The 25,806-nt window shown below is 49.2% G+C and carries 28 protein-coding genes and 11 tRNA genes; 29 read left to right on the top strand and 10 right to left on the bottom strand.

Annotation, left to right across the window (positions count from 1 at the left end; genetic code table 11):
* Positions 1-59 precede the first annotated feature (59 nt).
* Positions 60-953 carry a helix-turn-helix domain-containing protein gene (locus tag B5E82_RS03105; RefSeq protein WP_087305916.1) on the bottom strand — a complete coding sequence of 298 codons (894 nt, stop codon included), beginning with the start codon at positions 951-953 and terminating at the stop codon, positions 60-62.
* A gap of 112 nt (positions 954-1,065) precedes the next feature.
* Between B5E82_RS03105 and B5E82_RS03100 the strand changes: the two genes are divergently transcribed.
* The 9 genes from B5E82_RS03100 (at position 1,066) to trxA (ending at position 5,619) form a co-directional block, all read left to right on the top strand.
* On the top strand, positions 1,066-2,310 hold the full coding sequence (locus B5E82_RS03100; protein ID WP_087305915.1) for an MFS transporter: 1,245 nt from the start codon (positions 1,066-1,068) through the stop codon (positions 2,308-2,310).
* Positions 2,311-2,512: 202 nt separating this feature from the next.
* A tRNA-Glu gene (locus B5E82_RS03095) sits at positions 2,513-2,584 on the top strand.
* A 4-nt stretch (positions 2,585-2,588) separates the two neighbouring features.
* Positions 2,589-2,662 (top strand) — tRNA-Ile (locus B5E82_RS03090).
* A 41-nt stretch (positions 2,663-2,703) separates the two neighbouring features.
* A tRNA-Asp gene (locus tag B5E82_RS03085) sits at positions 2,704-2,777 on the top strand.
* 20 nt (positions 2,778-2,797) lie between these two features.
* A tRNA-Leu gene (locus tag B5E82_RS03080) sits at positions 2,798-2,883 on the top strand.
* 149 nt (positions 2,884-3,032) lie between these two features.
* On the top strand, positions 3,033-4,109 hold the full coding sequence (locus B5E82_RS03075) for a glycosyltransferase (protein ID WP_087305944.1): 1,077 nt from the start codon (positions 3,033-3,035) through the stop codon (positions 4,107-4,109).
* 100 nt (positions 4,110-4,209) lie between these two features.
* Positions 4,210-4,833: a hypothetical protein gene (locus B5E82_RS18620; protein ID WP_140393073.1), complete on the top strand. Its 624-nt coding sequence runs from the start codon at positions 4,210-4,212 to the stop codon at positions 4,831-4,833.
* 238 nt (positions 4,834-5,071) lie between these two features.
* Positions 5,072-5,145 (top strand) — tRNA-Arg (locus tag B5E82_RS03060).
* A 168-nt stretch (positions 5,146-5,313) separates the two neighbouring features.
* Entirely contained in the window at positions 5,314-5,619 is a 306-nt protein-coding gene (gene trxA / locus B5E82_RS03055; RefSeq protein WP_087305912.1) for a thioredoxin, read from the top strand.
* A gap of 81 nt (positions 5,620-5,700) precedes the next feature.
* On the opposite strand, the gene B5E82_RS03050 is transcribed toward trxA, so the two are convergent.
* Together B5E82_RS03050 and B5E82_RS03045 are read right to left on the bottom strand one after the other, a co-directional pair.
* Positions 5,701-6,360 (bottom strand): Crp/Fnr family transcriptional regulator, encoded by a 660-nt coding sequence (locus B5E82_RS03050; RefSeq protein WP_087305911.1) that lies wholly within the window; start codon positions 6,358-6,360, stop codon positions 5,701-5,703.
* A gap of 31 nt (positions 6,361-6,391) precedes the next feature.
* Complete coding sequence (locus B5E82_RS03045; protein WP_087305910.1) at positions 6,392-6,844, bottom strand: Rrf2 family transcriptional regulator; 453 nt, start codon at positions 6,842-6,844, stop codon at positions 6,392-6,394.
* A gap of 337 nt (positions 6,845-7,181) precedes the next feature.
* Here B5E82_RS03045 and B5E82_RS03040 point away from each other — a divergent pair, with 337 nt between their 5' ends.
* From B5E82_RS03040 to B5E82_RS02985, 13 genes are all read left to right on the top strand, one after another.
* Entirely contained in the window at positions 7,182-7,661 is a 480-nt protein-coding gene (locus B5E82_RS03040) for a DUF1700 domain-containing protein (protein WP_087305909.1), read from the top strand.
* Between the two features lie 91 nt (positions 7,662-7,752).
* Positions 7,753-7,911 carry a hypothetical protein gene (locus tag B5E82_RS18180; RefSeq protein WP_164488681.1) on the top strand — a complete coding sequence of 53 codons (159 nt, stop codon included), beginning with the start codon at positions 7,753-7,755 and terminating at the stop codon, positions 7,909-7,911.
* A 190-nt stretch (positions 7,912-8,101) separates the two neighbouring features.
* Positions 8,102-8,419, top strand: a complete 318-nt coding sequence (locus B5E82_RS03035) for a rhodanese-like domain-containing protein (RefSeq protein ID WP_087305908.1) — start codon at positions 8,102-8,104, stop codon at positions 8,417-8,419.
* A gap of 92 nt (positions 8,420-8,511) precedes the next feature.
* The gene (locus tag B5E82_RS03030) at positions 8,512-9,672 is read left to right on the top strand and encodes a THUMP domain-containing class I SAM-dependent RNA methyltransferase (RefSeq protein WP_087305907.1); all 1,161 of its coding nucleotides are present in this window, start codon (positions 8,512-8,514) and stop codon (positions 9,670-9,672) included.
* Complete coding sequence (locus B5E82_RS03025; RefSeq protein ID WP_087305906.1) at positions 9,669-11,048, top strand: lectin like domain-containing protein; 1,380 nt, start codon at positions 9,669-9,671, stop codon at positions 11,046-11,048. The genes B5E82_RS03030 and B5E82_RS03025 overlap by 4 nt, the downstream gene beginning before the upstream one ends.
* The gene (locus B5E82_RS03020; protein WP_087305905.1) at positions 11,045-11,647 is read left to right on the top strand and encodes an XTP/dITP diphosphatase; all 603 of its coding nucleotides are present in this window, start codon (positions 11,045-11,047) and stop codon (positions 11,645-11,647) included. The genes B5E82_RS03025 and B5E82_RS03020 overlap by 4 nt, the downstream gene beginning before the upstream one ends.
* A gap of 13 nt (positions 11,648-11,660) precedes the next feature.
* Positions 11,661-12,140, top strand: coding sequence for a metallophosphoesterase family protein (locus tag B5E82_RS03015; RefSeq protein WP_087305904.1), 480 nt, complete (start codon positions 11,661-11,663; stop codon positions 12,138-12,140).
* 166 nt (positions 12,141-12,306) lie between these two features.
* Positions 12,307-12,381 (top strand) — tRNA-Pro (locus B5E82_RS03010).
* A 38-nt stretch (positions 12,382-12,419) separates the two neighbouring features.
* Positions 12,420-12,490: transfer RNA gene (locus B5E82_RS03005), tRNA-Gly, on the top strand.
* A gap of 51 nt (positions 12,491-12,541) precedes the next feature.
* Positions 12,542-12,615 (top strand) — tRNA-Arg (locus B5E82_RS03000).
* A gap of 56 nt (positions 12,616-12,671) precedes the next feature.
* A tRNA-His gene (locus B5E82_RS02995) sits at positions 12,672-12,745 on the top strand.
* A 16-nt stretch (positions 12,746-12,761) separates the two neighbouring features.
* Positions 12,762-12,833, top strand: a tRNA-Gln gene (locus B5E82_RS02990).
* A gap of 77 nt (positions 12,834-12,910) precedes the next feature.
* Positions 12,911-12,983, top strand: a tRNA-Lys gene (locus B5E82_RS02985).
* Positions 12,984-13,124: 141 nt separating this feature from the next.
* Here the strand turns inward: B5E82_RS02985 and B5E82_RS02980 are convergent.
* From B5E82_RS02980 to B5E82_RS02955, 5 genes are all read right to left on the bottom strand, one after another.
* On the bottom strand, positions 13,125-13,871 hold the full coding sequence (locus B5E82_RS02980; RefSeq protein ID WP_162610689.1) for a DUF975 family protein: 747 nt from the start codon (positions 13,869-13,871) through the stop codon (positions 13,125-13,127).
* A 305-nt stretch (positions 13,872-14,176) separates the two neighbouring features.
* Positions 14,177-14,674, bottom strand: coding sequence for an FtsX-like permease family protein (locus B5E82_RS02975; RefSeq protein ID WP_140393072.1), 498 nt, complete (start codon positions 14,672-14,674; stop codon positions 14,177-14,179).
* Positions 14,675-14,986: 312 nt separating this feature from the next.
* The gene (locus tag B5E82_RS02965; protein ID WP_162610688.1) at positions 14,987-16,093 is read right to left on the bottom strand and encodes a DUF1266 domain-containing protein; all 1,107 of its coding nucleotides are present in this window, start codon (positions 16,091-16,093) and stop codon (positions 14,987-14,989) included.
* A 256-nt stretch (positions 16,094-16,349) separates the two neighbouring features.
* On the bottom strand, positions 16,350-16,835 hold the full coding sequence (locus B5E82_RS02960) for a hypothetical protein (protein WP_087305899.1): 486 nt from the start codon (positions 16,833-16,835) through the stop codon (positions 16,350-16,352).
* Between the two features lie 204 nt (positions 16,836-17,039).
* Entirely contained in the window at positions 17,040-17,660 is a 621-nt protein-coding gene (locus tag B5E82_RS02955) for a TetR/AcrR family transcriptional regulator (RefSeq protein ID WP_087305898.1), read from the bottom strand.
* Between the two features lie 451 nt (positions 17,661-18,111).
* Between B5E82_RS02955 and B5E82_RS02945 the strand changes: the two genes are divergently transcribed.
* Positions 18,112-19,497 carry a radical SAM protein gene (locus B5E82_RS02945; RefSeq protein WP_087305896.1) on the top strand — a complete coding sequence of 462 codons (1,386 nt, stop codon included), beginning with the start codon at positions 18,112-18,114 and terminating at the stop codon, positions 19,495-19,497.
* A 512-nt stretch (positions 19,498-20,009) separates the two neighbouring features.
* On the opposite strand, the gene B5E82_RS02940 is transcribed toward B5E82_RS02945, so the two are convergent.
* Together B5E82_RS02940 and B5E82_RS02935 are read right to left on the bottom strand one after the other, a co-directional pair.
* Positions 20,010-20,342: a CGGC domain-containing protein gene (locus tag B5E82_RS02940; protein ID WP_087164561.1), complete on the bottom strand. Its 333-nt coding sequence runs from the start codon at positions 20,340-20,342 to the stop codon at positions 20,010-20,012.
* Between the two features lie 45 nt (positions 20,343-20,387).
* Positions 20,388-20,831: an Rrf2 family transcriptional regulator gene (locus tag B5E82_RS02935; protein WP_087164560.1), complete on the bottom strand. Its 444-nt coding sequence runs from the start codon at positions 20,829-20,831 to the stop codon at positions 20,388-20,390.
* Between the two features lie 148 nt (positions 20,832-20,979).
* On the opposite strand from B5E82_RS02935, the gene B5E82_RS02930 reads away from it, so the two are divergent.
* Genes B5E82_RS02930 through B5E82_RS02905 form a run of 6 tightly spaced genes read left to right on the top strand, consistent with a single transcriptional unit; the run spans position 20,980 to position 25,705 of the window.
* Positions 20,980-21,969, top strand: a complete 990-nt coding sequence (locus B5E82_RS02930) for an NAD-dependent protein deacetylase (RefSeq protein ID WP_087164559.1) — start codon at positions 20,980-20,982, stop codon at positions 21,967-21,969.
* 16 nt (positions 21,970-21,985) lie between these two features.
* A complete protein-coding gene (locus B5E82_RS02925) occupies positions 21,986-22,861 on the top strand; it encodes an NAD-dependent protein deacetylase, SIR2 family (protein ID WP_242963642.1) in 876 nt (291 codons plus the stop codon).
* Positions 22,858-23,334: an FAD-binding protein gene (locus B5E82_RS02920; RefSeq protein ID WP_087305895.1), complete on the top strand. Its 477-nt coding sequence runs from the start codon at positions 22,858-22,860 to the stop codon at positions 23,332-23,334. The genes B5E82_RS02925 and B5E82_RS02920 overlap by 4 nt, the downstream gene beginning before the upstream one ends.
* Positions 23,288-24,325, top strand: coding sequence for an FAD-binding protein (locus B5E82_RS02915; protein WP_087305894.1), 1,038 nt, complete (start codon positions 23,288-23,290; stop codon positions 24,323-24,325). Before B5E82_RS02920 ends, B5E82_RS02915 begins: the two co-directional genes overlap by 47 nt.
* Entirely contained in the window at positions 24,322-25,074 is a 753-nt protein-coding gene (locus B5E82_RS02910; protein WP_087164556.1) for a 2Fe-2S iron-sulfur cluster-binding protein, read from the top strand. The genes B5E82_RS02915 and B5E82_RS02910 overlap by 4 nt, the downstream gene beginning before the upstream one ends.
* A complete protein-coding gene (locus tag B5E82_RS02905) occupies positions 25,040-25,705 on the top strand; it encodes a DUF3786 domain-containing protein (RefSeq protein WP_087164555.1) in 666 nt (221 codons plus the stop codon). Before B5E82_RS02910 ends, B5E82_RS02905 begins: the two co-directional genes overlap by 35 nt.
* The last annotated feature ends 101 nt before the right edge of the window (positions 25,706-25,806 follow it).

The raw sequence follows: 25,806 nt of genomic DNA, 5'->3' as shown, positions 1-25,806 counted from the left end.
CAGACATCTGCCCTTTTAAGACGCAGGGACAGGACTTGAGAACAGAACCGCGCAGGCTGTCAGCGGTATCTCCGCCTGTATTCGGAGGGAGTGCACCCTTTCTGCTCCCGAAAGATTTTCGTAAAATAGCTGGCGTCCTCAAAGCCGCACAAAGCGCCGATTTCTGCGACGCTTCGGGAGTCTGAAATCAGGAGAGAAGCTGCCTGGCGGATGCGGTACTGTCTCAGATAGTGGACAGGAGGGACGCCGATGGTGGCGCGGAAGCAGCGGAGCGCTTCACTTTCACTGACACCTGCGCTGGCGGCGATGTGGGAGACAGTCAGCGCCTCGGGGAAATGTTCCTGGATGTACTGCAGCATCTGCTTGGCTCTCCGGGTGTCTCTTAACGCTTTTTCCGAAGGCGGGAAGGCGTCTGCCGGCCTGTGGGAAAAGAGGAGAAAGAGCAGGCGTGACAGGGAGGAACGCACCTGAAACTCATAGCCGGGGGGCTCCAGAAAGCAGGCTTCCCAGGCATCTTTGACATTTTGAAGGGCTTCCCGGTGCCAGGAGAGAGAGCCGTCCAGAGGAGTATATTTCAGGGCCTCGTTCTGAATAAGCGGATGGACATAATTTTGCCAGAAAATACTGTCCAGGCTTCCTCCGATGAGCCTCGGGTGAAAAACCAGAGAGCGGAGACGGCAGCAGCTGTCTCCTGCGGCGCGGACGGCATGGAGAATGCCGGCGTTGATAAAAAAGCCCTGCCCTTGGGAGAGGGAAAAGCGGTCCGATCCGGCACTGAGAAGGGCGTTTCCTTTTGTGATAATGAGAACCTCCAGGTCTTCATGCCAGTGCCATGCTACCGGACTTAAACGCAGATCTTCATCATGACAGGAGACGGGGAAGAGGGAGGTTCCATGCTCGGTAAGTTCTTTTCCCTGCGGATCTGTCTGTACGGCGCAAAATGATATTGCCATAAGCCTGTTTCCTCCTGTTGGTGGAAATATTATAGAAAAAAGATGGTTTTCTTCTATCTGATAGTGATTTCTGATGATATAATTATACCAGTTTACGAGGAGGAATACCAGAATGTTTCATTTGCTTTTAGCTGTTATCTATCTGTCATTTATCAGCCTGGGACTGCCCGATTCTCTGCTCGGCTCAGCCTGGCCTTCCATGTATGGCGGGTTTGGAGTCCCGGTTTCTTACGCAAGCATTATTTTTATGATTATCTCGGCAGGCACAATTGTGTCCAGCCTGCAGAGCGACCGGCTTACAAGAAAGCTGGGAACGGGCAGGGTGACGGCCCTGAGCGTGGCGGTGACTGCGGCGGCTCTGTTTGGTTTTTCATTCAGCAGCTCTTTCTGGATGCTCTGTCTGTGGGCAGTTCCCTATGGACTGGGCGCGGGAAGCGTGGACGCGTCCCTGAATAATTATGTGGCGCTTCATTATGCCAGCCGCCACATGAGCTGGCTTCATTGTATGTGGGGGATTGGCGCTTCCATAGGGCCCTATATTCTGTCCTTTGCCATGACAGGAGGACAGGGCTGGAATATGGGGTACCGGTATATTGGCTTTCTGCAGGCAGCGCTGACAGTGATTCTTTTTCTGAGCCTGCCGCTCTGGAAAAACGGAAAAGCAGAGGCGGCAGCGCGGAAGAAAACTCCCTCCGGGCCGGAGAAAAGCCTGGCCGTACAGGAAAAGCCGGGCCGGGATAAGGCCTTAAGCCTGCCGGAAATCCTGAGGCTTCCGGCTGCAAAGGAAGCCATGCTGACATTTTTCTGCTATTGCGCGCTGGAACAGACCACAAGTCTGTGGGGGAGCAGCTATCTTGTTCTGCACTGCGGCATTTCTGCGGAAGCGGCTGCCCGGTTTGCCAGCTGGTTTTTCCTTGGTGTAACAGCCGGCCGTTTCGCCAGCGGTTTTCTGACTATGGCGCTTAACGATACCCGTATGGTGAGGCTTGGCCAGGGGATTATTTTTCTCGGATTTATCACGCTGACGATTGCGGGAACCAGTGCGGCGGCGCCTTTCGGCCTGATTCTCATAGGACTTGGCTGTGCGCCGATCTACCCCTGTCTTCTCCACTCTACGCCGGAACACTTTGGAAAGGAGCGCTCTCAGGCCGTCTTTGGAGTCCAGATGGCGAGCGCTTATGTGGGAACCTGTCTGATGCCGCCGCTGTTTGGGCTGATTGCGGAGCATGTGGCTATTCGTCTGTTCCCGTTTTATCTTCTGGGACTCCTGGCGTTGATGGCGGTCATGCATGAAAGAGTGGTCCGGAAGACAAAGGGAGATGCTGCCGGCCGGCAAGACAGACAGGAAGCGGCATAGCAGAGAATGCTCCGGGAAGCAGGCGCGGAGCGGGGGTGAACAGAGGGGATTTTTTCTTGAGAGGATTCGGGATTCGGGGCAGAAAATCTGCAGATAAAAATAGAAAATCCCCTCTTGCCAAATTGGAAAAAATGTGATAGCATATCTAATGTTCAGGTTATCTCTGCGCAGATAACGGCCCCAAGGGGCAAAAAGAGAACAGGGCTCCTTGGTCAAGCGGTTAAGACATCGCCCTTTCACGGCGGTAACACGGGTTCGATTCCCGTAGGAGTCATTTTGGACCCATAGCTCAGTTGGTTAGAGCAACCGGCTCATAACCGGTCGGTCCTGGGTTCGAGTCCCCGTGGGTCCACTTTTTCATTTATTATTTTATTATCTTATCATTTTATTTTTGGCCCGATGGCTCAGTTGGTTAGAGCGCCGCCCTGTCACGGCGGAGGTCGTGGGTTCGAGTCCCATTCGGGTCGCTTATGCGCCAGGCGCATTTGCCGGCATGGCGGAACTGGCAGACGCACAGGACTTAAAATCCTGCGGGACTAATCTCCCGTACCGGTTCGATTCCGGTTGCCGGCAGATATTGAGAATTTCTTACATTTGTGAGAGATTCTCTTTTTTTTATTCCCGCGGGCAGTGAGGCAGGCGGACGCGTTCCAGGCTGCCTCTATGTAAAACATTTCTGTGCTGCATATCATATAGGGATGAAACAGGAAAAGAGTCAGTCAATGATAGAAATCAGTCTCTGCATGATTGTGAAAAATGAGGAGGAAACTCTGGGCAGATGTCTGGAGAGTATGGAAGGGCTTGTGGATGAAATCGTAATTGTGGATACCGGTTCCTCGGACAGAACCAGGGAAGTCGCAGGCAGATATACGGAGAAACTTTATCACTATGTCTGGAGGGATGATTTTTCAGCAGCCAGAAACTTTGCCTTTGACAAAGCGGGAAAAGCTTACTGCATGTGGCTGGACGCAGACGATGTAATGAGCCTGGCCGGGCGGGAAGAGTTTCAGAATATGAAAAGGGAACTGACGGACAGCGCAGATATGGTCCTGCTGCCTTATCATACCGGTTTTGACGAGATGGGAAGACCCTCCATTACGTATTACCGGGAACGGATTATGAGAAACGCTGCCGGTTTCCGGTTTCAGGGCAGGGTGCATGAAGCGGTTGCTTTGAGCGGGAGCGTGGTGAAGGGAACGGCAGTGATTGAGCACCGAAAGGAAAGAAAGGGAGACAGCTTTCGCAATCTACGGATTTACCAGGATATGGAGAAGCGGAATGAAGAGTTTCTTCCCCGTGATCTTTATTATTATGGAAGAGAGCTGGTCTCACACAGACTGTATGAGAAAGGCAGGCAGGTTTTGCAGGCTTTTCTGCGGGACAGGGAGGGCTGGAAAGAAAATAAGATAGATGCCGCAAGACAGCTTGCCGTCTGCTGCTATGGGCTGGGGCAGGAAGAGGAAGCGCTTTTGGCTCTGCTTCAGAGCTTTGTCTATGATATGCCAAGAGGGGAAATCTGCTGTGATTTGGGAAGACATTTTCTGGACAGAGGGAGATATCGGGAAGCGGTATTCTGGTATGAGCAGGCGCTGGGATTGAAACCGGAAAGAGACAGCGGGGCATTTATACAGGAGGAATGCTATGATTTCCTGCCGGCTATTTCTCTGTGTGTCTGCTATGACAGGCTGGGAGAATGGGATAAGGCGGAAACATATAACAGCCTGGCGGGCAGTTTCCGGCCGGATTCCCCCTGTTATCTTCAAAATCTGGAGTATTTTAAGAAACTCTGGCGGCCGTAGCCCGATGGAATCTTTCTGGAAGCGCATGCTCATATTTTTTACAGCAGAAGGAATGCGGGAACATATAATAAAAGGAAAATGAAAAAGAAGGAAGTATTTTATGTTCTGGTTTCAAAATCATCGTCAGGGAAACAGTGAACAGGGTGCCTGCGGGCAGGAGAAGGGATGCGGCTGCGCCTGCGGCCGTCCCTGCCCGCCGCCCTGTCCGGAAGGAGTTACGGGGCCTACAGGTCCGGCGGGAGCGACAGGTCCGGCGGGAGCAACGGGTCCGGCGGGAGCAACGGGCCCGGCGGGAACAGAGGTACGGGAAGCGCTGTCTGCATATTCTACGCCCGCGCAGGCAGGAAGCGATGGGCAGGGGCTGATATTTGACAGAAACGGAGTAATAGCCGGAACTGCGATTTCGCACACGGTGAATACTGCTGTTTTTACGGTGAATCAGCCGGGAATTTATTATGCCGCTTTTCATGGCACCTTTGCTCCGGTCAGCAATTCTGCCTTTCCCATGGGGTTGTCCGTTTATCTTCAGCAGAATGGAGCAGCTGTGCCGGGGGCGGGAGCCCAGTATACATTCCAATCCGCATCAGGAATGGAAAACCTGTCATTTTCTCAAATGATTGAGATTACGGCAGTCCCGGCAGCGCTGCAGGTGACAGGAAGCGGTGGAAGATTTCTTTATGCAGATGTGGGACTGACAATTCAAAGACTTGGCAGCGCATCCTGAAAATGCCTGGAAGCAGACGGGCTCAGGATGAACACAAAGAAAGCCTGAGATGGTAAAGGAAGTCCCCGGTCTGCAGCGGGAAGTTTCAGCCCGGGGATTTCCTGGAGAAAAGTCGTAAACAGAGTAAGACGCAGCCTGTTTTATATTTTTGAAAAAAGTTCTTGATTTCTGTGAATGAATGTGCTATTATAATCAGGCAGTCAAAAACAGCATGTTGCGACTGACAGAGAGATAGTGTGTGGGCATAGCTCAGCTGGATAGAGCGTTTGGCTACGGACCAAAAGGTCGGGGGTTCGAATCCTCTTGCCCACGTTGTTTTCGGAAGAAACCTTGATTTTTCAAGGTTTCTTTTGCTTTTTGCGGAATCGTGGCAGAATAAGAAAGAAAAGCTTTTAGTGATAATATCACGGAATTCTGTGGGAAAACGGTATATGATAGAGACAAGAAAACAGTAAAATCCATTTTAAGGAGGAATATCATATGTCTGCTATCCATGTAACGAACGCCAATTTTGAAAAGGAAATACTTCATTCTGATAAACCGGTTTTGTTGGACTTCTGGGCCCCATGGTGCGGTCCATGCCGCATGGTAGGTCCTGTCCTTGAAGAGATAGCCTCCTCTCAAACCGACATTAAAGTGGGGAAGATTAATGTAGATGAGGAACCGGCCCTGGCTGCCCGCTTCCAAATCATGAGTATTCCCACTCTTATGGTATTCAAAGATGGTAAAATCACGAATCGCGCACTGGGAGCTATGCCGAAGGAACAGATTCTTTCGCTGCTGTGACGCTCTATAGCTATGCGGGAATTCTTTCCACCCTTTTGTTTTCCGGCTGTGAGATAGGACACTCGAGTGAGTGTCTTATTTCTATTTTTCAGCGATTTCTTTCAGGATTTTCACATCAGCAAGTTCAATAGTGCCCCGGTGCAGGCGGACAGCCCCTTCGTTTTGAAAGTAGCGGAGCAGCCGTGTGATAACCTCCCGGTGGGTGCCCAAATGATTGGCAATGGTTTCATGGGTAAGTTTAAGAGAGCTTGTATCTTCAATGCTGGATTCTTCCAGCAGAAATGCCGCTACTCTCTGATCCATGCGTTTCCACATAATTTGTTCCATCAGCCACATAACTTCGGAAAACCGGCTGGCCATCAGTTCATTCGTATAGTTAGAAACAGGGATAGATGTTTTCATAATACTCTGATAGACTTCTGCAGGAATTACCCAGAGTTCTGTATCTTTTTCTGCCTGGATAGTTATTTCAAACTGGATGGACTGTATCATGCATGAGGCAGAGAAAAGACATAAGTCTCGATCGAACAGACGGTAAAGAGTAATTTCACGCCCTTCGTCGGAAAGAATATAAGCCCGGAGCTGTCCCGATTTTACCAAAAGAAGACCCGTACAGTCTGCATCGCCGTTGTGCAGCACAGTTCCTTTTTTAACAGTTCGGCTGATTAGAGTATTAAGAATTTGTTTCTGCTCATTCGCTTTGAGTCTGTGCCAGATTGGAAAAGCATCTTGAAAATTCATATGATATTCCCCTTTACATGTTCTCTTTTTTTCAAAGAAAGACGATAGAATTTCCGTTCGGAAGCAAAAGCTTCTCCTGATACCGCTCCAGAATATCCTGAAGCGTAATCTTCCGCATTTCTTTTTCGGCAGTTTCCTGCACCTGATCAAAATAATCCTGAAGAGACAACTGAATGTGAATGCCTACGCCGCAATCTGGATTGGTATGGGTGTCCAGATGGAGCAGGGGTTTCTCCCCCTCCACAGCTTTATAGACGTCCAGCAGGGTGATGTCAGAGGGATTTCTGCTTAGGGACGGCTTGGGATGGCCTTTTACGCTGAGTAAAAGCCCGGCCCTGCGCAGGGCGGACATGAGCTGGCGGACGCATCCGGGATTGGTATGAAGGCTTTCCGCAATGCCGTCACTGGACAGAGAGCCTTTGGGATTTAATACAATAAAGGCCAGAATGTGGACAGCATCGCTGACTTTCGTGGAATATTTCATAAAACGCCCTCCTTTAATGTTATTTTAATTATAACAACATGTTGGCGCAAGCGCAACAGGATGATGAACTGGATGGTGCTAAAATAATATGAATCATAGAATCATAAAAATATTTTGGAAAATACCATTCGGAGGCCTCTGGCAGGGGACACCCTGGTTCACACGAAACAGCAGAGAGCGGAAAGAGGATTTTGAACCTGCAGAAAACCTGCAGAAAACCTGTGGGACGCCGGCTGTTTTCCGTTGACAAGGGGAAAGGCTTTGAGATAAGATATAGGCATTATCAGAGAAGCAGGCTGTCCCAAAGCGGACAGGTTTTATCCGAAAGGAAGGAAGAATGGACAGGAATGAATTTACAAGCACTTTGCGCGCTGTACTGACAGGTGAGGTGCCAGCCTCTGTAGTGGAGGATTATGTGCGTTATTATGAAGCTTATATTTCGCAGGAAATCGCGTCCGGAAAGAGTGAACGGGAGGTGATGGAGAGCCTTGGAGATCCGAGACTGATTGCCAGAACAATTATAGATACGCAGCGGCAGCAGGACGGATATCAGGATCAGCCTTTTTATACGAGGGAGGAACCGGACAGGGAACGGGGCTTTCATGCGGAAATGAATGAGGAAGGCGGCGTGGATATTAAATACCGGCGTTTTAATTTTAATACCTGGTATGGAAAACTGCTGGCAGCAGCAGTGGTAATCCTGGTGGCAGCGCTGATTCTGGTTATTGTGGGAGGTATCTTATCCTGGGTGCTTCCGATTCTGATTCCGGTGCTTTTGATTCTGTGGCTGCTCCGCATGATTTTCGGAGACCGCTGAATTTTCATAAAATGGAAAAATATTTTGGGAAAATGGTGCCATACTATGACTGTAATAAGTTACACATCTTCAATTACAGGAGGCAGTTATTATGGCTAACAATGCAAACAATACCAACAGTGAGAGCAAGAATTACAGCAATTCCAGCAAGAATTCCAATATGAAGAATTCCTCTAATGCGAAGAATTCTTCCAACGCGAAGAATTCTTCCAGGAACGCAAAAAACGAGTCTGAGAACTGCAATTACTAAGCAGAAGAGGCAGAAGGAACGGCGCCGCGGCGCCGTTCCTTTTTGGTATAAAAGTCTGCGAGAAGTGACAAAGGAAAGCAGGAACCCGCCCGTCACATCTGATGCCGCTTTACATATCATATCTTATACCGCTGCTGCCGGCAGATTTTTGGGACAGTAGCGGCAGGAAAAACAGAAATCAGGTGAAACTATGGAGTTTGAGACTATTTCCCCGCGGGAGATCGACGCTTTTCTGTTTCAGGAAGGCGTCTGTGTGATCGATATCCGGGAACCGAGGGAGTTCAGAAGGCTCCATCTGAAGGGAGCAGTCTGTATTCCTTATGAGCAGCTTGAGGAGAGAGCGCGATTCCTTAAAAACCAGACGCTGGTGCTTTACTGCGAAAGAGGAGGCACAAGCCTTAAGGCTGCCAGAGAGCTTGGTGGAAAGGGATATCGGGTAAAAACCATGATTGGAGGCATTCAGGCATATAAGGGAAGGAATCTGGAAAGCTATCTGGATCAAAGATAAGGATTGACAGGGGCAGGCCTGGCATATTAAGATAAAATAAGAAAAGGGCCGGGTGGATCATAAAGCCCGGCCCTGTTTGCGGAGAGAAACGGATGAAGAACACATATACATTCCTTGCGCCCTGCCATTTCGGCCTGGAATCGGTTCTGAAGCGGGAGCTTCAGGATCTGGGACTTGAAATCAGTCTTGTGGAAGACGGCAGAGTGACTTTTCAGGGAGATATGCAGGCCCTCTGCAGGGCCAATATTTTTTTGAGAACTGCCGAGCGGGTGCTTCTGCAGGTGGGAAGGTTTCAGGCGGAAAGCTTTGACGAGCTTTTTGAGAAAATAAAAGCCCTGCCCTGGGAGGACTATATTCCGGCGAACGGGAAATTCTGGGTGACAAAAGCCACTTCGGTAAAGAGCAGGCTGTTCAGTCCTTCGGATATTCAGTCGATTGTGAAAAAAGCCATGGTGGAGCGTCTGAAGCAGCACCATGGCGTAAGCTGGTTTCCGGAAGACGGGGCGGCTTATCCGGTGCGTATCACCTTTCTGAAGGATGAGGCTGTGGTGGGGATCGATACCTCGGGGGTGTCTCTTCATAAAAGAGGATACCGGAAGCTTGCCAGCAAGGCGCCGATTACCGAGACTCTGGCAGCGGCCCTCCTGATGCTGACACCCTGGAAGGGCGACCGGATTCTGGTGGACCCGTTCTGCGGCTGCGGAACCTTTCCCATAGAAGCGGCCATGATGGCAGCCAATATGGCGCCTGGCGTGAATCGGAGCTTTACAGCTGAGGAGTGGAAGAACCTTGTGGACCGGAAGCTCTGGTATGAGGCTGTAACGGAAGCAGGAGATCTTCTGAGGGAAGATATCAGCACGGATATCCAGGGCTATGATATCGATCCGGATATGGTGAAGGCTGCCAGGGAGAACGCCAGAGAGGCCGGCGTGGACCATCTGATTCATTTTCAGGCGCGTCCGGTCAGTGAGCTGCGCCATCCCAAAAAGTACGGTTTCCTTGTGACCAATCCCCCTTATGGAGAACGGCTGGAGGAGAAAGCGGCGCTTCCGGGGCTGTACAGAGAGATTGGCGAGGCATTTGCCCGGCTTGACAGCTGGTCCATGTATCTGATTACCGGATATGAGGATGCGGAACGCTATATCGGCCGGAAAGCGGACAGAAACAGGAAGATTTACAATGGAATGCTGAAGACGTATTTTTATCAGTATCTGGGTCCCAAACCGCCCAGGAGACAGAAACAGGAAGCATGAAAAAGTTATTAAAAGGACTGATCATTGCGGCTCTGGCTGCGCTCAGCATAATGGCTGCGCTGGATTTTGGATGGAGGACGGAAAAGGAAAGCCAGGATGCGTTGATGGCGTTGTCCGGATCTGCGCTGTGCGGCAGAATTGAAGAAATTACGGAAGACTATATCATAGAGCCTGTAAAAGAGGAGGCAGATCTGCCGCCGGCCTACGATTACAGGGAAAACGGACGCAGTGTCCCGGTCAGAGACCAGGGACAGTACGGCACCTGCTGGGCTTTTGCGTCCCTGACAGCGCTGGAGACTTCTCTGATGCCTGATGCTCTGTATGATTTTTCAAGGGATCATCTGAATTTTCATAACCACTACCAGATGGAGACGGAGGAAGGCGGTTCCTATATACTCTCTGTTTCCTATCTGACTGCGTGGGAGGGGCCGGTTCTGGAAGAGGATGATCCATATGGCGATAATGCTTCACCGGACGGCCTGGAGCCGGTGCTGCATGTGCAGGAGGTGCGCATGCCTGGAAACCGGGATTTTGAGGCGATCAAGCAGACTGTCTATCTTCATGGCGGCGTGGAAAGCTCTCTCTATATGGATTTTTCCAATCCGGGGCAGGATTCGGCCTATTATGACCGGAGAAACGCCAGCTACTGCTATACAGGCGGGGCAGAATCTAACCATGATGTAGTGATTATTGGCTGGGATGATAATTATCCGGCGGAAAATTTCAAGGAAAGGCCGGAGGGAGACGGGGCCTTTATCTGTCAGAACAGCTGGGGAACGGGCTTCGGTGATCATGGCGTGTTTTACGTTTCCTATTATGATGCCAATATAGGAAGCTATAACGCGGCTTACACAAAGACGGAGGACAGCAGCAACTATGATGTGCTGTACCAGTCGGATCTTCTGGGCTGGTGCGGCCAGCTGGGATATAATTCCGAACTGGCGTATTTCGCGAATGTCTATGAAGCTGAGGAGGATCTGCAGCTTCGGGCAGCAGGCTTTTACGCTACAGGAGAGGATACCGAGTATCGGCTGGCGGTGATCCCTGATTTTGAAGATGTACAGGAGCTGAGTGAGGCGCAGTTTACGCAGTCGGGATATTTTCAGTATGCCGGATATTATACGGTGGAATTTGACGATCCGGTTTCTGTGAAGGCAGGAGAACGTTTTGCGGTGCTTGTGCAGATTATGACGCCGGAAAGCCAGTATCCGATTGCTGTGGAATTTGCCTCCGGCGAACTGGAGGATAAGGTGGCGCTGGATGATGGAGAGGGATATATCAGCTCCGATAAGGGAATGATGTGGGAGAGGGTAGAGACTGCCCAGAACAGCAATCTCTGTCTGAAAGTATATGCGGATCGGGAGGAAGCACAATGAGACGAAAACTGGTATTTGCTACCGGAAATGAAGGAAAAATGAAAGAGATTCGTGAGATCCTGAAGGAACTGGATTTGGAGATCTGTTCACTGAAAGAAGCAGGAATCCAGATGGACGCGGAGGAAAACGGAACGACTTTCGAGGAAAACGCTTTGATTAAGGCAAGGGCCGCAGCAGCGCACACAGATGCCATTGTGATGGCGGATGATTCCGGCCTTGAGATTGATTATCTGGGCGGAGAGCCGGGAGTCTATTCTGCCCGTTATCTTGGGGAAGACACTTCCTATCGGATTAAGAACCAGAATCTGATAGACAGGCTGGAAGGGGTGCCGGATGAGAAACGGACAGCCAGGTTCGTCTGTGTCATTGCGGCCGTGCTGCCGGATGGAAGGACCCTGACATCACGCGGCACCATAGAAGGCATCATCGGAAGAGAAGAACGCGGCGGGGGAGGCTTCGGGTATGATCCGATTTTCTTCCTGCCGGAATATGGATGCTCTACAGCAGAACTTTCCATGGAGCAGAAAAATGAGATCAGCCACCGGGGGAAAGCCCTTCGGGAGATGAAGGAAAAGCTGCGGAGAGAGCTGTCTCTCTGAGGGAGGTACATAGATGAGAATACTGATTGTCAGTGACACACACGGAAAGGACAAGGGACTGAAGGAACTGCTGGGGAAATTACAGCCTGTTGACATGCTGATTCACTGTGGGGATTCTGAGGGAAGCGAGGATTATATCCGTGAGATTGCTGCCTGTCCGGTTCACATTGTGGCAGGAAATAACGATTTCTTTTCGGAGCTTCCGAAAGAGGATGAGTTCTGCATCGGGAAATATCATGTGCTTCTGACTCACGGCCATTATTATTACATTTCCATGGGAACAGAGATGCTGAAGGAAGACGCCCGGGCGCGCGGTTTTAATCTGGTTATGTTTGGACACACACACCGCCCCTGTCTGGAGGAAGACCCGGATATTACCATTCTGAATCCCGGCAGCCTTTCCTATCCCCGGCAGGAGGGGCGAAGACCCAGTTATATCCTGATGGAAATCGATAAGAACGGAGAAGCACATTTTACATTAAATTATCTGTAATCACAGCTCAGCCATGTGGGAAAAGGGCAGTGAAAAATTGTAAAAAAATCGCGTGAAAGATTGTTGAAAAATTGTTGCAGAAAAAATTAAAAAAGTAATTGACATTTAAACGTGCTTATAGTAGAATATGATGTGCGTCACGAAAGGAAACAGAGGTGAACAGCTTCGGGGTGTGGCTCAGCTTGGCTAGAGCGCCTGGTTTGGGACCAGGAGGCCGCAGGTTCGAATCCTGTCACCCCGATGAAGCATAAGAAGCCTGACGGGACATTTACATCATATGCGGGTGTAGTTCAATGGTAGAACACCAGCCTTCCAAGCTGGACACGTGGGTTCGATTCCCATCACCCGCTGCCTTGAAAAAATGTCATCTGAATCTGAAAAGGACGCAGAAAGATATCCATGTGTTCGTAGCTCAGTTGGATAGAGCAACGGCCTTCTAAGCCGTGGGTCGGGGGTTCGAATCCCTTCGAGCACATTTGCGGAAGCCGTTGGACAGGCACCGCAGAAGCCGGTTTACTTGGCAATATTATGGTGGGTATAGCGCAGCTGGTTAGCGCGCCAGATTGTGGCTCTGGAGGCCAAGGGTTCGAATCCCTTTATCCACCCTTGCGAGAGCAATTTTGGGCTATCGCCAAGCGGTAAGGCACAGGACTTTGACTCCTGCATTCGCTGGTTCGAATCCAGCTAGCCCAGTTTGGGCGGATGCAGAAAAGCTTCTTAATAAATTAATAAAAAGGAAGCTCTGAAGTTCTCATTCCGCGTATCACTATGGAGCATTAGCTCAGTCGGTAGAGCACTTGACTTTTAATCAAGTTGTCCGGGGTTCGAATCCCCGATGCTTCATGAAAGAAAAAAGCTGAAATCCTTGATTTTAAAGGTTTTCAGCTTTTTTGCTGTGTTGAAAAATATCTTATATCATCAGAAGAAAATGTTTTTGTCGTCCTTTTCGGGATACTTTTAAATCAAGATGTCCTTATTCTGTCCTCAAAATGCGGCAGACTGCCAGGCTTTTCCGGAGCCGGAGATCTCCCGATAAAATGCCGCTTCAGCAGCCTGCGTATAGGGAACGAGCCACAGGTATCCGATGCCCAGTGTCGGAATGCAGAGAAGCGTCCATCCAATAAAACTGAAATGCAGGCAGAACAGGCGCCATCGGTGTCCGTACATCATCTCTTTGGACCGCCGGATTGCCTCGCTGGCGGTAAGCTCCGGATGCTCCGCCAGGATATAACGGGTCATGGCATAGCTGTAGGTGGCGATGATGCCTGGTATAACCAGAAGCAGCGACCAGAGAAAGATATAGATGGACTGCAGAATCTGGGAAATGATGGCAGTCTTCCAGATGGGGAAGCAGGAGAACAGAACGCCAAAAGAAGGCATCTCCCGATCCGTCAGCGCCAGGTTGAAGCGGGCGTAGCCGATTGCTATGATGCTTCCCAGCAGCAGGAACAGGAGGCAGAGAATCAGTGTGCTCCAGATAAAATAAGGAGCTTTTTCTATAATAAAAGCTGCAGTATCGGAATTTGATGATCCTCCGAAGGAATAAATGGTGGTTCCTGCAAATTTGAAGCTGGCTGTCACAGAATTGTTTCCGATATCCAGATTGAATTTTGGACCTTCGATTCCTGTACCGCCCAACAGAGTGGCCACAAGTCCTGTAAGCACCGCAAGGCCCCATTTGTTTCGAAGGGCGCTTCGAGCATTGGCACGAAAATCAGCAGCATATTTCATTTTATACCCCCCAGTCAGCATAAAAATATTCTGATAATTATTTTCTTATATGTATTATAAAGTAAATATTTGTGCAAGTAAATATAATATGATAAATATTGCAGATTATTTACTGTAACTGGCTCCAAGGGAACTAAGTATGAAGCGTTCTCAACGCCACGGCTTCAAGAGATACCGCAGATATTGAAAATGCCGCAACATCCCTGCGTCTGTGCAGGGATTTTTTGACAGGTCATATCCTGTCAAAAAATGTCGCTTAGAAATAGAAACCTCGGCGGCACCTCCACACGGGCCGCCGCAGTTGGTTATACTTTAGTTGTCATTCCCTTCCAAAGACAAAGAAACTCGTGTTTTATTTGGATGTCATGTGTAACTACGCATAATTCTTGCGCGTAGAATAAAGAAAATAGCAATTGAATTATCAACACCAAACCGCACACACAACCAACTAACTGCATTGTTTCACCAATGTAAATAACGCCGGACACTAACATAATGCGGTATGTCGTAAAGGCTCCAACGATACAGCCAAGTACGGTAGGAATAAAATAGACGAATAGCATTTGTTTTGTAATAAGTCCTTTCATCTTTCTGCGCTTCATTCCCAATCGCCGTAGATCATTATAGACTTCTGCGTCGTCCCATATCGTGCTAATAAGTTTTAGTCCAATAACCATGACTGCGGACACAAAGGCAACAATGGCGATAAATAACATAAGCATTAGGTAGGTGGCAAAGGCTTCAAACTGTGTAGTCGTACTGCTTAATTTTGAAAGAGGATATAATGACCATTTCATTTTCATAATCCAACCCGAAATTTACAATGATATAGGGTGATATGAGAATGTATCAGGATGAAAGAAGGCTTGACTTTCATGGACTCGGTCTGGCACTGAAACAGGCCAGAGAGGCAAGGGCAGCGGCCATCTGTTTGAGATTGCAAAGGATTGTTCAGACGGGAAAGAGCGGTGAAGTGTCGTCAAGTGAAATGAGACGGGAATTTTTTGCTGGTGTCGGTGTACCAAGGGCGCATTGCCCCTTGTACACCGATGTCAACATAGAGATATGAAAAAACAATTAGCGGCTGGTGAATAGCAGCAAATATTCAAAAAGATTTATAATGTGAAGCCAATTTTTCTCTGTGCAGGCCAGGGGCAGTCGCGCCATTGTCCGCTATCCTGCTCCGCTTTTCCGGTCAACAGGTCTGTGGCGGCGTCTGCAAGATAACCCAGGTAACTTCCTGCGGAGCTGTCACCGCACAGCAATTTCCACATCAGGCCGCCAAAAAGATAAGATTGAGCAAATTCGCGCCAGCTGTGCAGCTCCTCGACAACTTTTTGGGAGAGATCCCACAGAATACCAACAGCCTCGCTTTCCGTGATCCAGCCTAAATAGCATCCCCAGCGTGTCAGCATCGCTGCCCGGCCAATATCCCATCCAGCCATAAAACCGGGGGCATATTGAGCCTTATACCGCTGCGCAAACCTCCATGCCCGGCAAACGGACTCACGGTCATCTTCGTCCATAGTTTCGTCCATCAGTTCCTCCGGTGAAGACACCTCACTATAAAGCTGGTACCGCAGGATATATCCCTCTTGAGCCAGATAGCGGATCATATCCAGCAGATCGCTCCGGCCATCGATTCCCCATGAGCGGCGCACAAGAGACACGATTTTCTGTTCCATAACAGGAATATGCTCCTCCACATCCATGTCATCCAAATCGTGGCTGTTGAGGGTCGATAAGATACCAGACAGCAGGATGCCAAAGCGTTTCCATTTTCCATCCTCTTTTTGATAGGGGAGCGGTTCTGGTTCGGGCATGGCCTCAATCCGGGCCATAGCCTCTTCCAATGTAATATAAAGGTTTTCTTCCAGTTCCAGATCAAATGAGCGTTCTTCTTCAGCATCCGCATCTTCCATTTCCAGCGTTTCCAGAGCCGCCGCAAGAATCCCCATATCTTCTCCGAAAAGCTGCTCCATTAGGCCTCCGGCAGCAGCTGAAGCTGCTTCGTCGGCTTTATCATTTACCATCTTTTGCAGCAATTCCTCATTCGCAGCCATTTGAGCCATACTGTTCGGTCCAAATATCTGTCCGAGAATTTCTACTTGACGCTGAGTATTAGCGGCAATCTGTTCTTCCACTTCATCGGCAGATGCAGCTGTGTCCTTTTCAGAGCTGGAAACCTGGATTTTACTGATCCGTTCCTCGTTCTTTTCCATAGTTTCTTTCACAGAAGCGAGCGCCTGCTCTTTTGCCTGCCGTGCCTGTTTCAAAATCTCGTCTATATCTAACATTTTCAATCCTCCTTGTCCGGGGGGAGCGGATGCCATGCCGGAGGTTTTTTGTGACGTGTAAACAGCTTTTTAATCTGCCGCAGGATTGCTTCTACAAAATGAAACCATAAATTGCCGATTATAAACACGATCACAAGAAACAGCAGGAACGCTCCGATTTCTCCAATAGGCATCTTTTACCTCACTTTGTTGCAAAACGGTTTATAAAGAAGTCAGTAAAAGCGGCCAATTCATCTTCCTGTGATACATAAACATACAGCTTTTCATCTTCCAGCCAGTCGTAGGCATTGATGCCAATGTATCCTTTTTTATCCGGGTAAATAATGAAAGCATCGGTAGGGTATTTATTCCGATAGGCTTTCAGAATTTCAGAGCGGCGATAGTAAGTCGGATCACCGCAGCCGGAAAGATCGGGTACTGTGGGAACAACCACAATCGTCTGGCTGCTTTCGTTCCAGCCGACAATCAGATTGCCAATTTTGGTTTTGCTTCCATGAACAAAGCCATAGTTAAAACGGCTCACATCTTCGGTATATCCGAAAATCAGTCTGTAATTGTCTCCGTTTTCTACCACCTGGTTAAATAGAGCGCGCATTTTCTTTGAGTTTGCATTGCTCTTCTCCATGTCAATTTCAGGCCCCTTAAATAACTTGCTGAAAAATCCCATAATCTTTTTTCCTCCTAAATGTTTGAATGTTCATTAGAAAAATCAAATACTTTCAGCGCATGCTCTTCTTTGCGGTTTCTTCCAGGTTTTATTTCTTAAAATAAGAGCAAAAATTAAAATTTGTTTTTATTCTGGTTAAAATGCAATCCGTCTGAATATATGGACGAAACATGATATTCGGACGGATTATCTCATTCCAATCACTCAAACGGCAGGCGCTGCTTTTAATTTCTCCAGGGCATCTACAATGGCGTTTATTTGAAAGTCAACTGTTTCATCGGCAGCTTCGGGAACAAACAGAGGTAACGTATCAGGGATTGCTCTGCGTACAACCATCGCTGTCAGACTCAAATTCGTAAATAAATTGATTCTTGCCGTGTCTGCCTTTATGCCAAAGCTTTCTAAAATTTCTCCAAAAAGGCGGCGCTGCTTTTGACGGAACAGTTGATAGCTTTCCTTTGACAAACGTTTGAAAATAAGCTGCTGTTCTTCAATCGTTAAAACAGCGATACCATTTTTCTCTCCGTAACAGCAGGCATAGAGAAATTGTTTCACGGCATCACGCCAGTTTAAAGCAGGATCGGCCATCAGTCTTTGCGCCTGTTCAATAATTTTAGGCTGCTGCAGGTACAGCGTTTCAACGATCAAATCTTCTTTCGTTGCAAAGAAAGAGTAAAAGAAAGTTCGTGAGATACCAACTTTTTTATATATTTGCTCCACAGTAGTATGCTGTATGCCCTGTTTTGCCATCAGTTCAAGACCAACTGCAACAAGTTCCATTCTAATGCGTTCTCTATCTTCCTCAGAATAAGCTACCCTTGGCATCCTGTCACCTCCTTCCCATAAAATAAAAACAAATTTTAAAATCTGACCTTATTCTAACATATCCAATAGTTCAATACAAGAGTGAACTTGGGGGGCGCCCGTCCAGCAGCTCAGTCATTTGGAGGATTATTGGGAAGTGTCAGCATCAAGAAAAGCAAGCCTGAATCAAGCTCCGTCATGGACTGCCGCCGGTACTTTTTATATAAAAAGCTGGTGAGGAAGCGAACAGAGAAAGCAGTACCGCTGATAGAGATACAGTTTGATGAAATTTATGAGATCTGTGAGAAAGGGCACAAATTCATATCTTAATAATTTTCAAACAAAACTGGAACATAAATAAAAAAATACGGCGGTAAAATCCCTGTATCATCATCAAACATAAAGGAGGAAAATCAGAGACTAAAAACAGCAGGGATAAAAATATAAACTACAAAAGGGAAAGGAAAAAATAATGACATTAAAAGAAAACGTAAGCGCATTTGCAGTAAAACAAATACTCTCTTATATGGACAAGGACCCGGAGAAGAATCTTCCAAAACTTCTGGACTGGTTTGACAGGTTCGACCGGAAGGACACCTTGAAGGCTCAGCGGGAAGCCATTCGCAAGGCAGTGATGGACAAGGACAACAACTGGCGCCAGCTCGTCATAAGCCTGTGGACGGATATCGATCCGGGCGTGCGGAACCGTCTGTTTGAAAACTTCATTCTCAATGGCTGCCTGCTCGGATATCAGAGACAGAATGAATACAAAGAGAAATATAACTGCAATATCCCCTGGGCGATTCTTCTCGATCCCACCAGCGCCTGCAATCTGAAATGCACCGGCTGCTGGGCGGTGGAATATGGAAATCATATGAATCTGGCTTATGAGGAGATGGACGACATCGTAAACCAGGGCGTCGAAATGGGTACATATGTGTATCTCTTTACCGGCGGTGAGCCGATGGTGAGAAAGAAAGACATCATCCGTCTCTGCGAGGAGCATCCGGACTGTGTATTTTCCACGTTTACGAACGGAACGCTGATTGACGAGGCCTTTGCGGAGGAGATGCTCCGAGTGCAGAACTTCGTGCCTGCCATCAGCATCGAGGGGTTTGAGGAGGCTACAGATTCCAGAAGAGGAAACGGAACCTATCAGAAGATTATCCGCGCCATGAATATCCTGAGGGAGAAGAAGCTGCCCTTTGGAATTTCCTGCTGTTACACCTCGGCCAATGCAGAGGTAATCGGAAGCGAAGCGTATTTTGATCAGATGATCGATATGGGCGCGAAATTCGCCTGGTTCTTCACTTACATGCCGGTAGGCAAGGCCGCGGTGCCGGAGCTGATGGCGACAGCTGAGCAGCGTGAGATGATGTACCACAAGATCCGGGAGTACTGCCAGACGAAGCCGCTGTTTACTGTAGACTTCTGGAACGATGGAGAGTATGTGGGCGGCTGCATCGCAGGAGGACGGAGCTACTGCCACATTAACGCAAATGGAGATATCGAGCCCTGCGCTTTCATTCACTATTCCGATTCCAATATCAGGGAGAAGACTCTTCTGGATGCTTACCGCTCTCCGCTGTTCATGGGCTATCACGACAACCAGCCCTGGAATGAGAACATGCTTCGCCCCTGTCCGGTACTGGACAATCCGGGAAGGCTGACGGAGATCGTGGAAAAGAGCCATGCCAGGAGCACGGACTATCAGAATCTGGAGACTGCAAAGGAGTTTTCCGACAAATGCGTGGATGTGGCTGCGAAATGGGCGCCGGTGGCAGACAGGCTCTGGGAGGAGTCTCACGGCGGCTGTGCTGCCTGCGGCGGGTGCAGAAGGGCCTCGGGAGAATCATAACAGGAAAAGGAGGGAGTTCTTCCGTACCTGAGGCCGGATGGAAAAGCGCAGGTAGATAGAAAAAGCCATGCCGGCCTGGTTGTTCTGCTGTGCCTGATACCACTGGCCAGAGGGCCCGCACAAAGACGAAGGGAAAGGAGGAGACAAAAGTGCTTAAAGTAGTCGCAGCTGCCATTGTGGTGGCAGTCGCAGCAGTTGTTGCTGCAGTTATAAGAAAAAGGAATTAAGGAATACATATTCCTTTCGAAGAAGAGGCCGTTTTGGACACAGGGAGCAGACAGGTGTTCAGAACGGCTTTTTTATGATCTCCTTCCATCTGCCGATACGTCAGACTGCTCGGCCAGCTCATCTTGGGTCAATGCGCGAATTACACGCAGGACACAACATGGAATTTCATGCAGATAAAACACCATTTGACTTGCGCGTGTCCGTCGGTCAAATGGTGTCTGAATATTATTGCAGAATCTAAGCGGCCCCTTTCTCCTTTTGAGCAATATTCCTGCAAAACACTGTTAATGAGTATACTCCAAAATCTGAACAGAAGCTCCAGCATTTTTTTCCGCAAGCTCTTTTATACGTTTCGCAAAGGGACAGGGATAGCCTATGGGTGTGCCCTTTTGAATACAAGAGGCGAAAGCGATAGTATCTGCTCCCCTTTTGATCAGCTCTCGTACACGCAAGGGAACCTTTTTTCCGGGACATCCACCGCAGTTGATAAATCCAATCAGTTCAATCTCTTCTTTTACTTGTTCAAAAGCGCCGGTTTTATTGCGGATTGCCATGAAATCCGTGGTCCCCGGACAATAATCTTCAGTCTGCATACAGCGGATAATTCCTACTTTCATCCCGCACTCTCCTTTCTGATTAAAGTAAATGGCAGTATCGCCTATTCAGCCGGTATGTCCGTCTGAATGCAATAGCTTTTCCTGATACCGCTCCAGAATTTCCTGAAGCGTTATCTTTTCCATCTCTTCTTCCGCGGTCCTCTGCACCTGATCGAAATAGTCCCGAAGCGACAGCTGAATATGGATGCCTACGCCGCATTCCGGGTTGGTGTGGGTATCCAGATGGAGCAGGGGCTTCTCGCCCTCTACGGCTTTATAGACGTCCAGCAGGGTGATGGCAGAGGGAACTTTGCTCAAAGACGGCTTTGGATGCCCTTTGACACTGAGCAGAAGCCCGGCCCTGCGCAGGGCGGACATGAGCTGGCGGACGCATCCTGGATTGGTATGCAGGCTTTCTGCAATGCTGTCGCTGGACAGAGAGCCCCTGGGATTCAAGACGATAAAGGCCAGGATATGAACGGCGTCGCTGACCTTTGTGGAATATTTCATGAAAGCTGGCCTCCTTTGGTGACTGCTGATAAAATTTAATGTTAATTTAATTATAACAGCATATTGACAGATGTGCAAGGGGATGATAGACTGATGATGTTAAAATAATATTTACAGCAATACCGGAAAGAGAGGACGCGAGAAAACTATGAGCTTTTATGAAAATCTTGTAATGCAGACACAGCTGAACTATTCCAGATATTATGGAGTATATGCCGCAGGAAAGACACCCTATGAGCTTGCGGATAAAAAAGCGCTGACTTACGAAAAGCAGATAGAGGCTCTGCTGCAGGAGCTGGAAGAGGCGGACTGCGTGGTAGTAGGGGGAGCTTCCGGTCTCTCCGCAGCGGGCGGCGGAGATTTTTACTATGGAAATACGCCGTCTTTTCAGAAATATTTTGGAAAATTTGCAAAAAAGTATGGATTTGAAGGAGCCTTTGCCGGTATGCAGTTCTCCTTTGCGGCGCGCGAGGAACGCTGGGGTTATATCGCCACTTTTTTGAATACCACTCAGAAGGCCCCGGTAAGGGAACCCTATCTGGATTTGGACAGGCTCCTCCAGGGAAAGGACTTTCACATCCTGACGACCAACCAGGACACCCAGTTCGTAAAGCTGTATCCGGAGGAGAAGGTCAGTGAGATCCAGGGAGATCACAGGTTTTTTCAGTGCTCCCGGTGTTGTGAGGACGACACCTGGGACGCGGTAAAGCCGGTAGAAGAGATGATCCAGGCTATGGGGGAAGGGACCTTCGTTCCCACAGAGCTGATTCCCAGATGTCCCCATTGCGGAGCGGAGGCATTTCCCTGGGTGCGTGGGTACGGGAACTTTCTCCAGGGCAAAAAGTATGACGGGGAATATCAGAAGATTTCAGAATATATCCAGAAGAACCGGGACAAAAAGATACTGTTTCTGGAGCTTGGCGTGGGGCGCATGACTCCGATGTTCATTCAGGAACCCTTCTGGAATCTGACTCTGAATCTGCCAAAGGCCCGGTATATTGCTGTGAACGACCGGTATGATTTTCTGCCAAAGGAGATAGAGGACAGAGGTATGGTGATCATGGGAGATATTGCCAGGGTGCTGAAAGACGCGGCAGAGTCTGTACCGGTGAAAAATGCGGGAAAAAAGCGGGCATAAGGAATGGAGGAAGAACATGTTGAAAGCAGCAGAAAAAAGGTCGGACATGTATGAGGACATTAAAAAGGTATGGAAATGGATAGATGGCGCGGATGCGGTTCTGATTGGAGCCAGCAACGGACTGTCTATCACAGAAGGCCTGCATCTTTTCGCTGATAATCAGGTGTTCGAGGAACTGTTTGGGGATCTGAAACGAAAATACGGGCTTCGCTGTATTCTTCAGGGCATGGGAGCCCGGTGGCCCACGGAAGAAGAAAAATGGGGCTTCTGGAGCCGCCTGGTACACCATTACTGCGGAAAATACCAGGAGACGCAGGTAATGTCAGATCTGAAAACGGTGATAGGGGACAAAGACTATTTTGTAGTTACTTCCAACGGAGAGTGCCATTTTGAGCTGTGCGGCTTTGCGCCGGAAAAGATTTATGAGGTGGAAGGAAACTGGCTGACCATGCAGTGCGCTGCCCGGTGCCATGACCGGGTTTACCCCTGGGGAGAGCTGGCGGAGAATATGGCGGCGGCAGAGCAGGGGGGAAGAGTTCCGTCCGGGCTGGTCCCCCGCTGTCCGGCCTGCGGCGGTCCCATGCAGGTTCACATGGAATTTGAAAACTTTATTCCGGAGACTGAAAGCCAGGAACGGCTGGAGGCTTTTCTGAAACAGTATCATGGGAAAAGGCTGGTGATTCTGGAGCTTGGCATCGGCTGGAGAAACCAGCTGATCAAGGCTCCCCTGATGCGGCTGGCGGCGGCAGAGCCTGAAGCCAGATACGTGACCGTGAATCTGGGAGAAATCTATATTCCCGGAGAAATCCGGGAAAAATCCTGCGGTCTGGACGGAGACCTGGCAGAAATTCTTCACAGGCTGGCGAAAGAGCGGATGGGAGAGACGGGATGAAGGAAAAACTGATCATTATCGGCTCCGGGCTGGCCGGACTGGCTGCGGCTCTTGCCGCAGCAGAGCAGGGACAGTCTTCTGTTCTGGTATCTGAACTGCCGCCAGAGCGTTCACAGTCGGTACTGGCAGAAGGCGGCATTAACGGAGAGCTGTCCGGGAAAACAGAGGATGTATTGCCCCACTGGGCAGATACGGTCCAGGCCGGGGCAGGACTGTCAGATCCTAACGCAGTCCGGGGAATGGTGGAAGCGGCGCCGGGGATCGTCAGATGGCTGGCTGAACTGGGGACTGCCTTTCAGAGAACGCCGGAGGGTTTGGCATTACGCAGATTGGGCGGACACAGGAAAGCGCGTACTTTATTTGCGGGAAGCAGTACAGGAAAAGCAGCTATGTCTGTATGGTCCTGTTCTTCTGGCCAGCGGCGGGATGAGCGGACTTTTTCCCGGCCACGCAACAGGCACTCTGAAAAATGATGGAAGCGCCGCGGCAGCGGTCTTCAGCCAGGGAGTGGAGTTTGGGAATCTGGAGTTTATTCAGTACCATCCCACCACGGTTCCGGTTTCGGGGAAAAATCTGCTGATTAGTGAAGCAGCCAGGAGTGAAGGAGGGCGGCTATACATAGAGAGGAACGGGGTCCCCTGGTATTTCCTTGAGGAACTCTGCGGACCGGAAGGAAATCTGGTGTCCCGCGACCTGGCTGTAAGAAAGATGTACGAGGTGTGTTCCAGGCCGGACTGCAGGCCGCCGGTGTATCTGGATATGAGAGAAATTCCTGAAGTTGCATGGCAGAAACGGCTGGAGGGAATAAAGGAAGAATGCGGGAAATTTTTGAACATAAACCCGGAAAAGACTCCAGTTCCGATAGAGCCGGCTGTCCACTATTTCATGGGCGGGATTCTGGTTGATGAACGGCACCGCGCCAATAAAAACTTTCTGTATGCCGTCGGAGAATGTGCCTGCCAATATCATGGAGCAAACCGGCTGGGAGGCAACTCCATGCTGGGAGCCCTGTATGGCGGGAAAGTGGCAGCCCGGACTGCTGTCGAAGAATTGGAAAAATACCGTGCCGCGGCATGCGGTTTTCAGGAAAAGGGGAATATTCCGGAGAAAAACTTTGAAACGCAGAGAGAGGACGGGGCTCTCAGGAGAAGGACAGAGGAGATTCTGTCCGGCTGCATGGGGACTGTCAGAGAAGAAACGGAGCTTCAGAAAGCAGTCAGAGAGCTTGAAAAAATGTGGAAGAGGGAACATCTGGCTCCGGAAGAAAGAAACCGAATCCTGCTGGTCTCCGCAATGGTGATGTCTGCACTGGAGCGGAGGGAGAGCCGGGGCGCTCATATCCGTTCGGATTATCCGGATGCAAGGCCGGAATTTCAAAAGAGTACAGCCGCATACTTTGATGGAAAGCAGGTAAGGATTCGATTCAGGGATATTCCGGCTGACAAAGAGGCAGGAAATGTATGAGGAAAACTATAAAAATACTTCGACAGCGAAAAGGTGAGAAGGAATCTTTCTGGCAGACCTTCCTCTATGAGTCCGAACAGGAGAATGTTACGGCAGCTCAGGCGTTATCAGAACTGAACCAGAGAAATCCTCTTCTGGACAGGGAAGGAAAAGCGGCTGCGCCTGTACAATGGGAGTGCAATTGCCTTCAGGGAAAGTGCGGAGCCTGCGCGATGCTGATTGACGGGTTCCCCGCCTTAGCCTGCGAAGAGAAGCTGAAAGATCATAAGGATACGATCGAACTGATGCCACTGCAGAAATTTCCGGTGATAGAAGATCTGGTGGCAGACAGAAGGGTGCTCTTTGAGCATTTGAAGGAAATGAAGGTGTGGACAGAACAGAAGCAGACTGCTGCGCCGGAAGACCAGGAAAAGGCATTTACTGCTTCCAGGTGTCTGCAGTGCGGATGCTGTCTGGAAATATGTACAAGCTACACAGATGGGAGAGATTTTTTTGGAATGGCGGCTTTGGTACCGGCTGCAAGAATTGTGACAGTGGGGAAAAGCTCTGCGAAAAAGGAACAGATTTTGGAGGAATACAGGAAGCACTTTTATGAATGCTGTGATGAGTTCCATGCCTGCGAGCATGTATGTCCGGCGAAGCTGCCCCTGACAGATTTAATGTCATATATGAACATGGAAATGAAAAAAGCGGGAGAGACAGGAGGAAAGAAGGATGTTTGGGGAAATCAATCTGGAAGAAAACAATAATTATGAAAAATGGTGCGAAGAGTGGAGAAAAAAATTCCTGAAGCTTAACCAGGAGGAACTGAAAAAGAAGCTTCCGGAATTAGAAGAGGAAGGAGACTGGCTGCTTATCCGTCATTTTGGGAGAAAGCTGGGTGTTCATAAGGAAGACGGGACAATTGAGGCCTTGGAGGATCAGGAGCCGCTGACCTGCTACGAAAGGTTAAATGTCTACACTCTTTTCGGGTACGTGTCTCCGCTGGCACACTATAAAAATGAATGGGTAAAGTTCGACAAGCTGAAGGATACCGCGCCATTTGCAGGGGCTTTTCGGAAGGGAATCATCGAACCGTTTTCCAGAATGTTTGTCTGCCATACGAAAGAGCTGGCAGAAGCATGCGAGAAGCTGGGCGGAACCAGGCTTCCCTGGTCAGACACAGGCTACGAGCTGAAAGCCTTTGAATGCATCCCGGTGCGTTTTCTGTTTTGGGAAGGAGATGAGGAGTTTCCGGCTCAGGGAAATATCCTTTTCGATGCCAGCGCGACAGACTTTATACATGGAGAAAGCGTAGTAACCATTGCGGTAATAGGACTTATGCGCCTTGCGAATCTGGCGGGAATTGCCATGGACCGCAGCGCGTTTCCTGTTTTTTGAATGAGGATAAGAACGCTTCCTTAATCAATCATTATTTTCACAGGGGAGCATTTTCCGCTGTTGCATCTGCTTTCGGAAACGCTGCCGTCCACGTTGATTTT

The sequence above is a fragment of the Lachnoclostridium sp. An138 genome (assembly GCF_002160765.1).
GTDB lineage: Bacteria > Bacillota > Clostridia > Lachnospirales > Lachnospiraceae > Laedolimicola > Laedolimicola faecalis.
The sequence above is the reverse complement of the archived record's forward strand: the minus strand, read 5'-3'. Positions and strand labels throughout refer to the sequence as shown.

Coding starts and splice junctions, on each gene's coding strand:
- B5E82_RS03105 (WP_087305916.1), bottom strand. CDS start 953: ATGGCAATATCATTTTGCGCCGTACAGACAGATCCGCAGGGAAAAGAA.
- B5E82_RS03100 (WP_087305915.1), top strand. CDS start 1,066: ATGTTTCATTTGCTTTTAGCTGTTATCTATCTGTCATTTATCAGCCTG.
- B5E82_RS03075 (WP_087305944.1), top strand. CDS start 3,033: ATGATAGAAATCAGTCTCTGCATGATTGTGAAAAATGAGGAGGAAACT.
- B5E82_RS18620 (WP_140393073.1), top strand. CDS start 4,210: ATGTTCTGGTTTCAAAATCATCGTCAGGGAAACAGTGAACAGGGTGCC.
- trxA (WP_087305912.1), top strand. CDS start 5,314: ATGTCTGCTATCCATGTAACGAACGCCAATTTTGAAAAGGAAATACTT.
- B5E82_RS03050 (WP_087305911.1), bottom strand. CDS start 6,360: ATGAATTTTCAAGATGCTTTTCCAATCTGGCACAGACTCAAAGCGAAT.
- B5E82_RS03045 (WP_087305910.1), bottom strand. CDS start 6,844: ATGAAATATTCCACGAAAGTCAGCGATGCTGTCCACATTCTGGCCTTT.
- B5E82_RS03040 (WP_087305909.1), top strand. CDS start 7,182: ATGGACAGGAATGAATTTACAAGCACTTTGCGCGCTGTACTGACAGGT.
- B5E82_RS18180 (WP_164488681.1), top strand. CDS start 7,753: ATGGCTAACAATGCAAACAATACCAACAGTGAGAGCAAGAATTACAGC.
- B5E82_RS03035 (WP_087305908.1), top strand. CDS start 8,102: ATGGAGTTTGAGACTATTTCCCCGCGGGAGATCGACGCTTTTCTGTTT.
- B5E82_RS03030 (WP_087305907.1), top strand. CDS start 8,512: ATGAAGAACACATATACATTCCTTGCGCCCTGCCATTTCGGCCTGGAA.
- B5E82_RS03025 (WP_087305906.1), top strand. CDS start 9,669: ATGAAAAAGTTATTAAAAGGACTGATCATTGCGGCTCTGGCTGCGCTC.
- B5E82_RS03020 (WP_087305905.1), top strand. CDS start 11,045: ATGAGACGAAAACTGGTATTTGCTACCGGAAATGAAGGAAAAATGAAA.
- B5E82_RS03015 (WP_087305904.1), top strand. CDS start 11,661: ATGAGAATACTGATTGTCAGTGACACACACGGAAAGGACAAGGGACTG.
- B5E82_RS02980 (WP_162610689.1), bottom strand. CDS start 13,871: ATGAAATATGCTGCTGATTTTCGTGCCAATGCTCGAAGCGCCCTTCGA.
- B5E82_RS02975 (WP_140393072.1), bottom strand. CDS start 14,674: ATGAAAATGAAATGGTCATTATATCCTCTTTCAAAATTAAGCAGTACG.
- B5E82_RS02965 (WP_162610688.1), bottom strand. CDS start 16,093: ATGGAAAAGAACGAGGAACGGATCAGTAAAATCCAGGTTTCCAGCTCT.
- B5E82_RS02960 (WP_087305899.1), bottom strand. CDS start 16,835: ATGGGATTTTTCAGCAAGTTATTTAAGGGGCCTGAAATTGACATGGAG.
- B5E82_RS02955 (WP_087305898.1), bottom strand. CDS start 17,660: ATGCCAAGGGTAGCTTATTCTGAGGAAGATAGAGAACGCATTAGAATG.
- B5E82_RS02945 (WP_087305896.1), top strand. CDS start 18,112: ATGACATTAAAAGAAAACGTAAGCGCATTTGCAGTAAAACAAATACTC.
- B5E82_RS02940 (WP_087164561.1), bottom strand. CDS start 20,342: ATGAAAGTAGGAATTATCCGCTGTATGCAGACTGAAGATTATTGTCCG.
- B5E82_RS02935 (WP_087164560.1), bottom strand. CDS start 20,831: ATGAAATATTCCACAAAGGTCAGCGACGCCGTTCATATCCTGGCCTTT.
- B5E82_RS02930 (WP_087164559.1), top strand. CDS start 20,980: ATGAGCTTTTATGAAAATCTTGTAATGCAGACACAGCTGAACTATTCC.
- B5E82_RS02925 (WP_242963642.1), top strand. CDS start 21,986: ATGTTGAAAGCAGCAGAAAAAAGGTCGGACATGTATGAGGACATTAAA.
- B5E82_RS02920 (WP_087305895.1), top strand. CDS start 22,858: ATGAAGGAAAAACTGATCATTATCGGCTCCGGGCTGGCCGGACTGGCT.
- B5E82_RS02915 (WP_087305894.1), top strand. CDS start 23,288: ATGAGCGGACTTTTTCCCGGCCACGCAACAGGCACTCTGAAAAATGAT.
- B5E82_RS02910 (WP_087164556.1), top strand. CDS start 24,322: ATGAGGAAAACTATAAAAATACTTCGACAGCGAAAAGGTGAGAAGGAA.
- B5E82_RS02905 (WP_087164555.1), top strand. CDS start 25,040: ATGTTTGGGGAAATCAATCTGGAAGAAAACAATAATTATGAAAAATGG.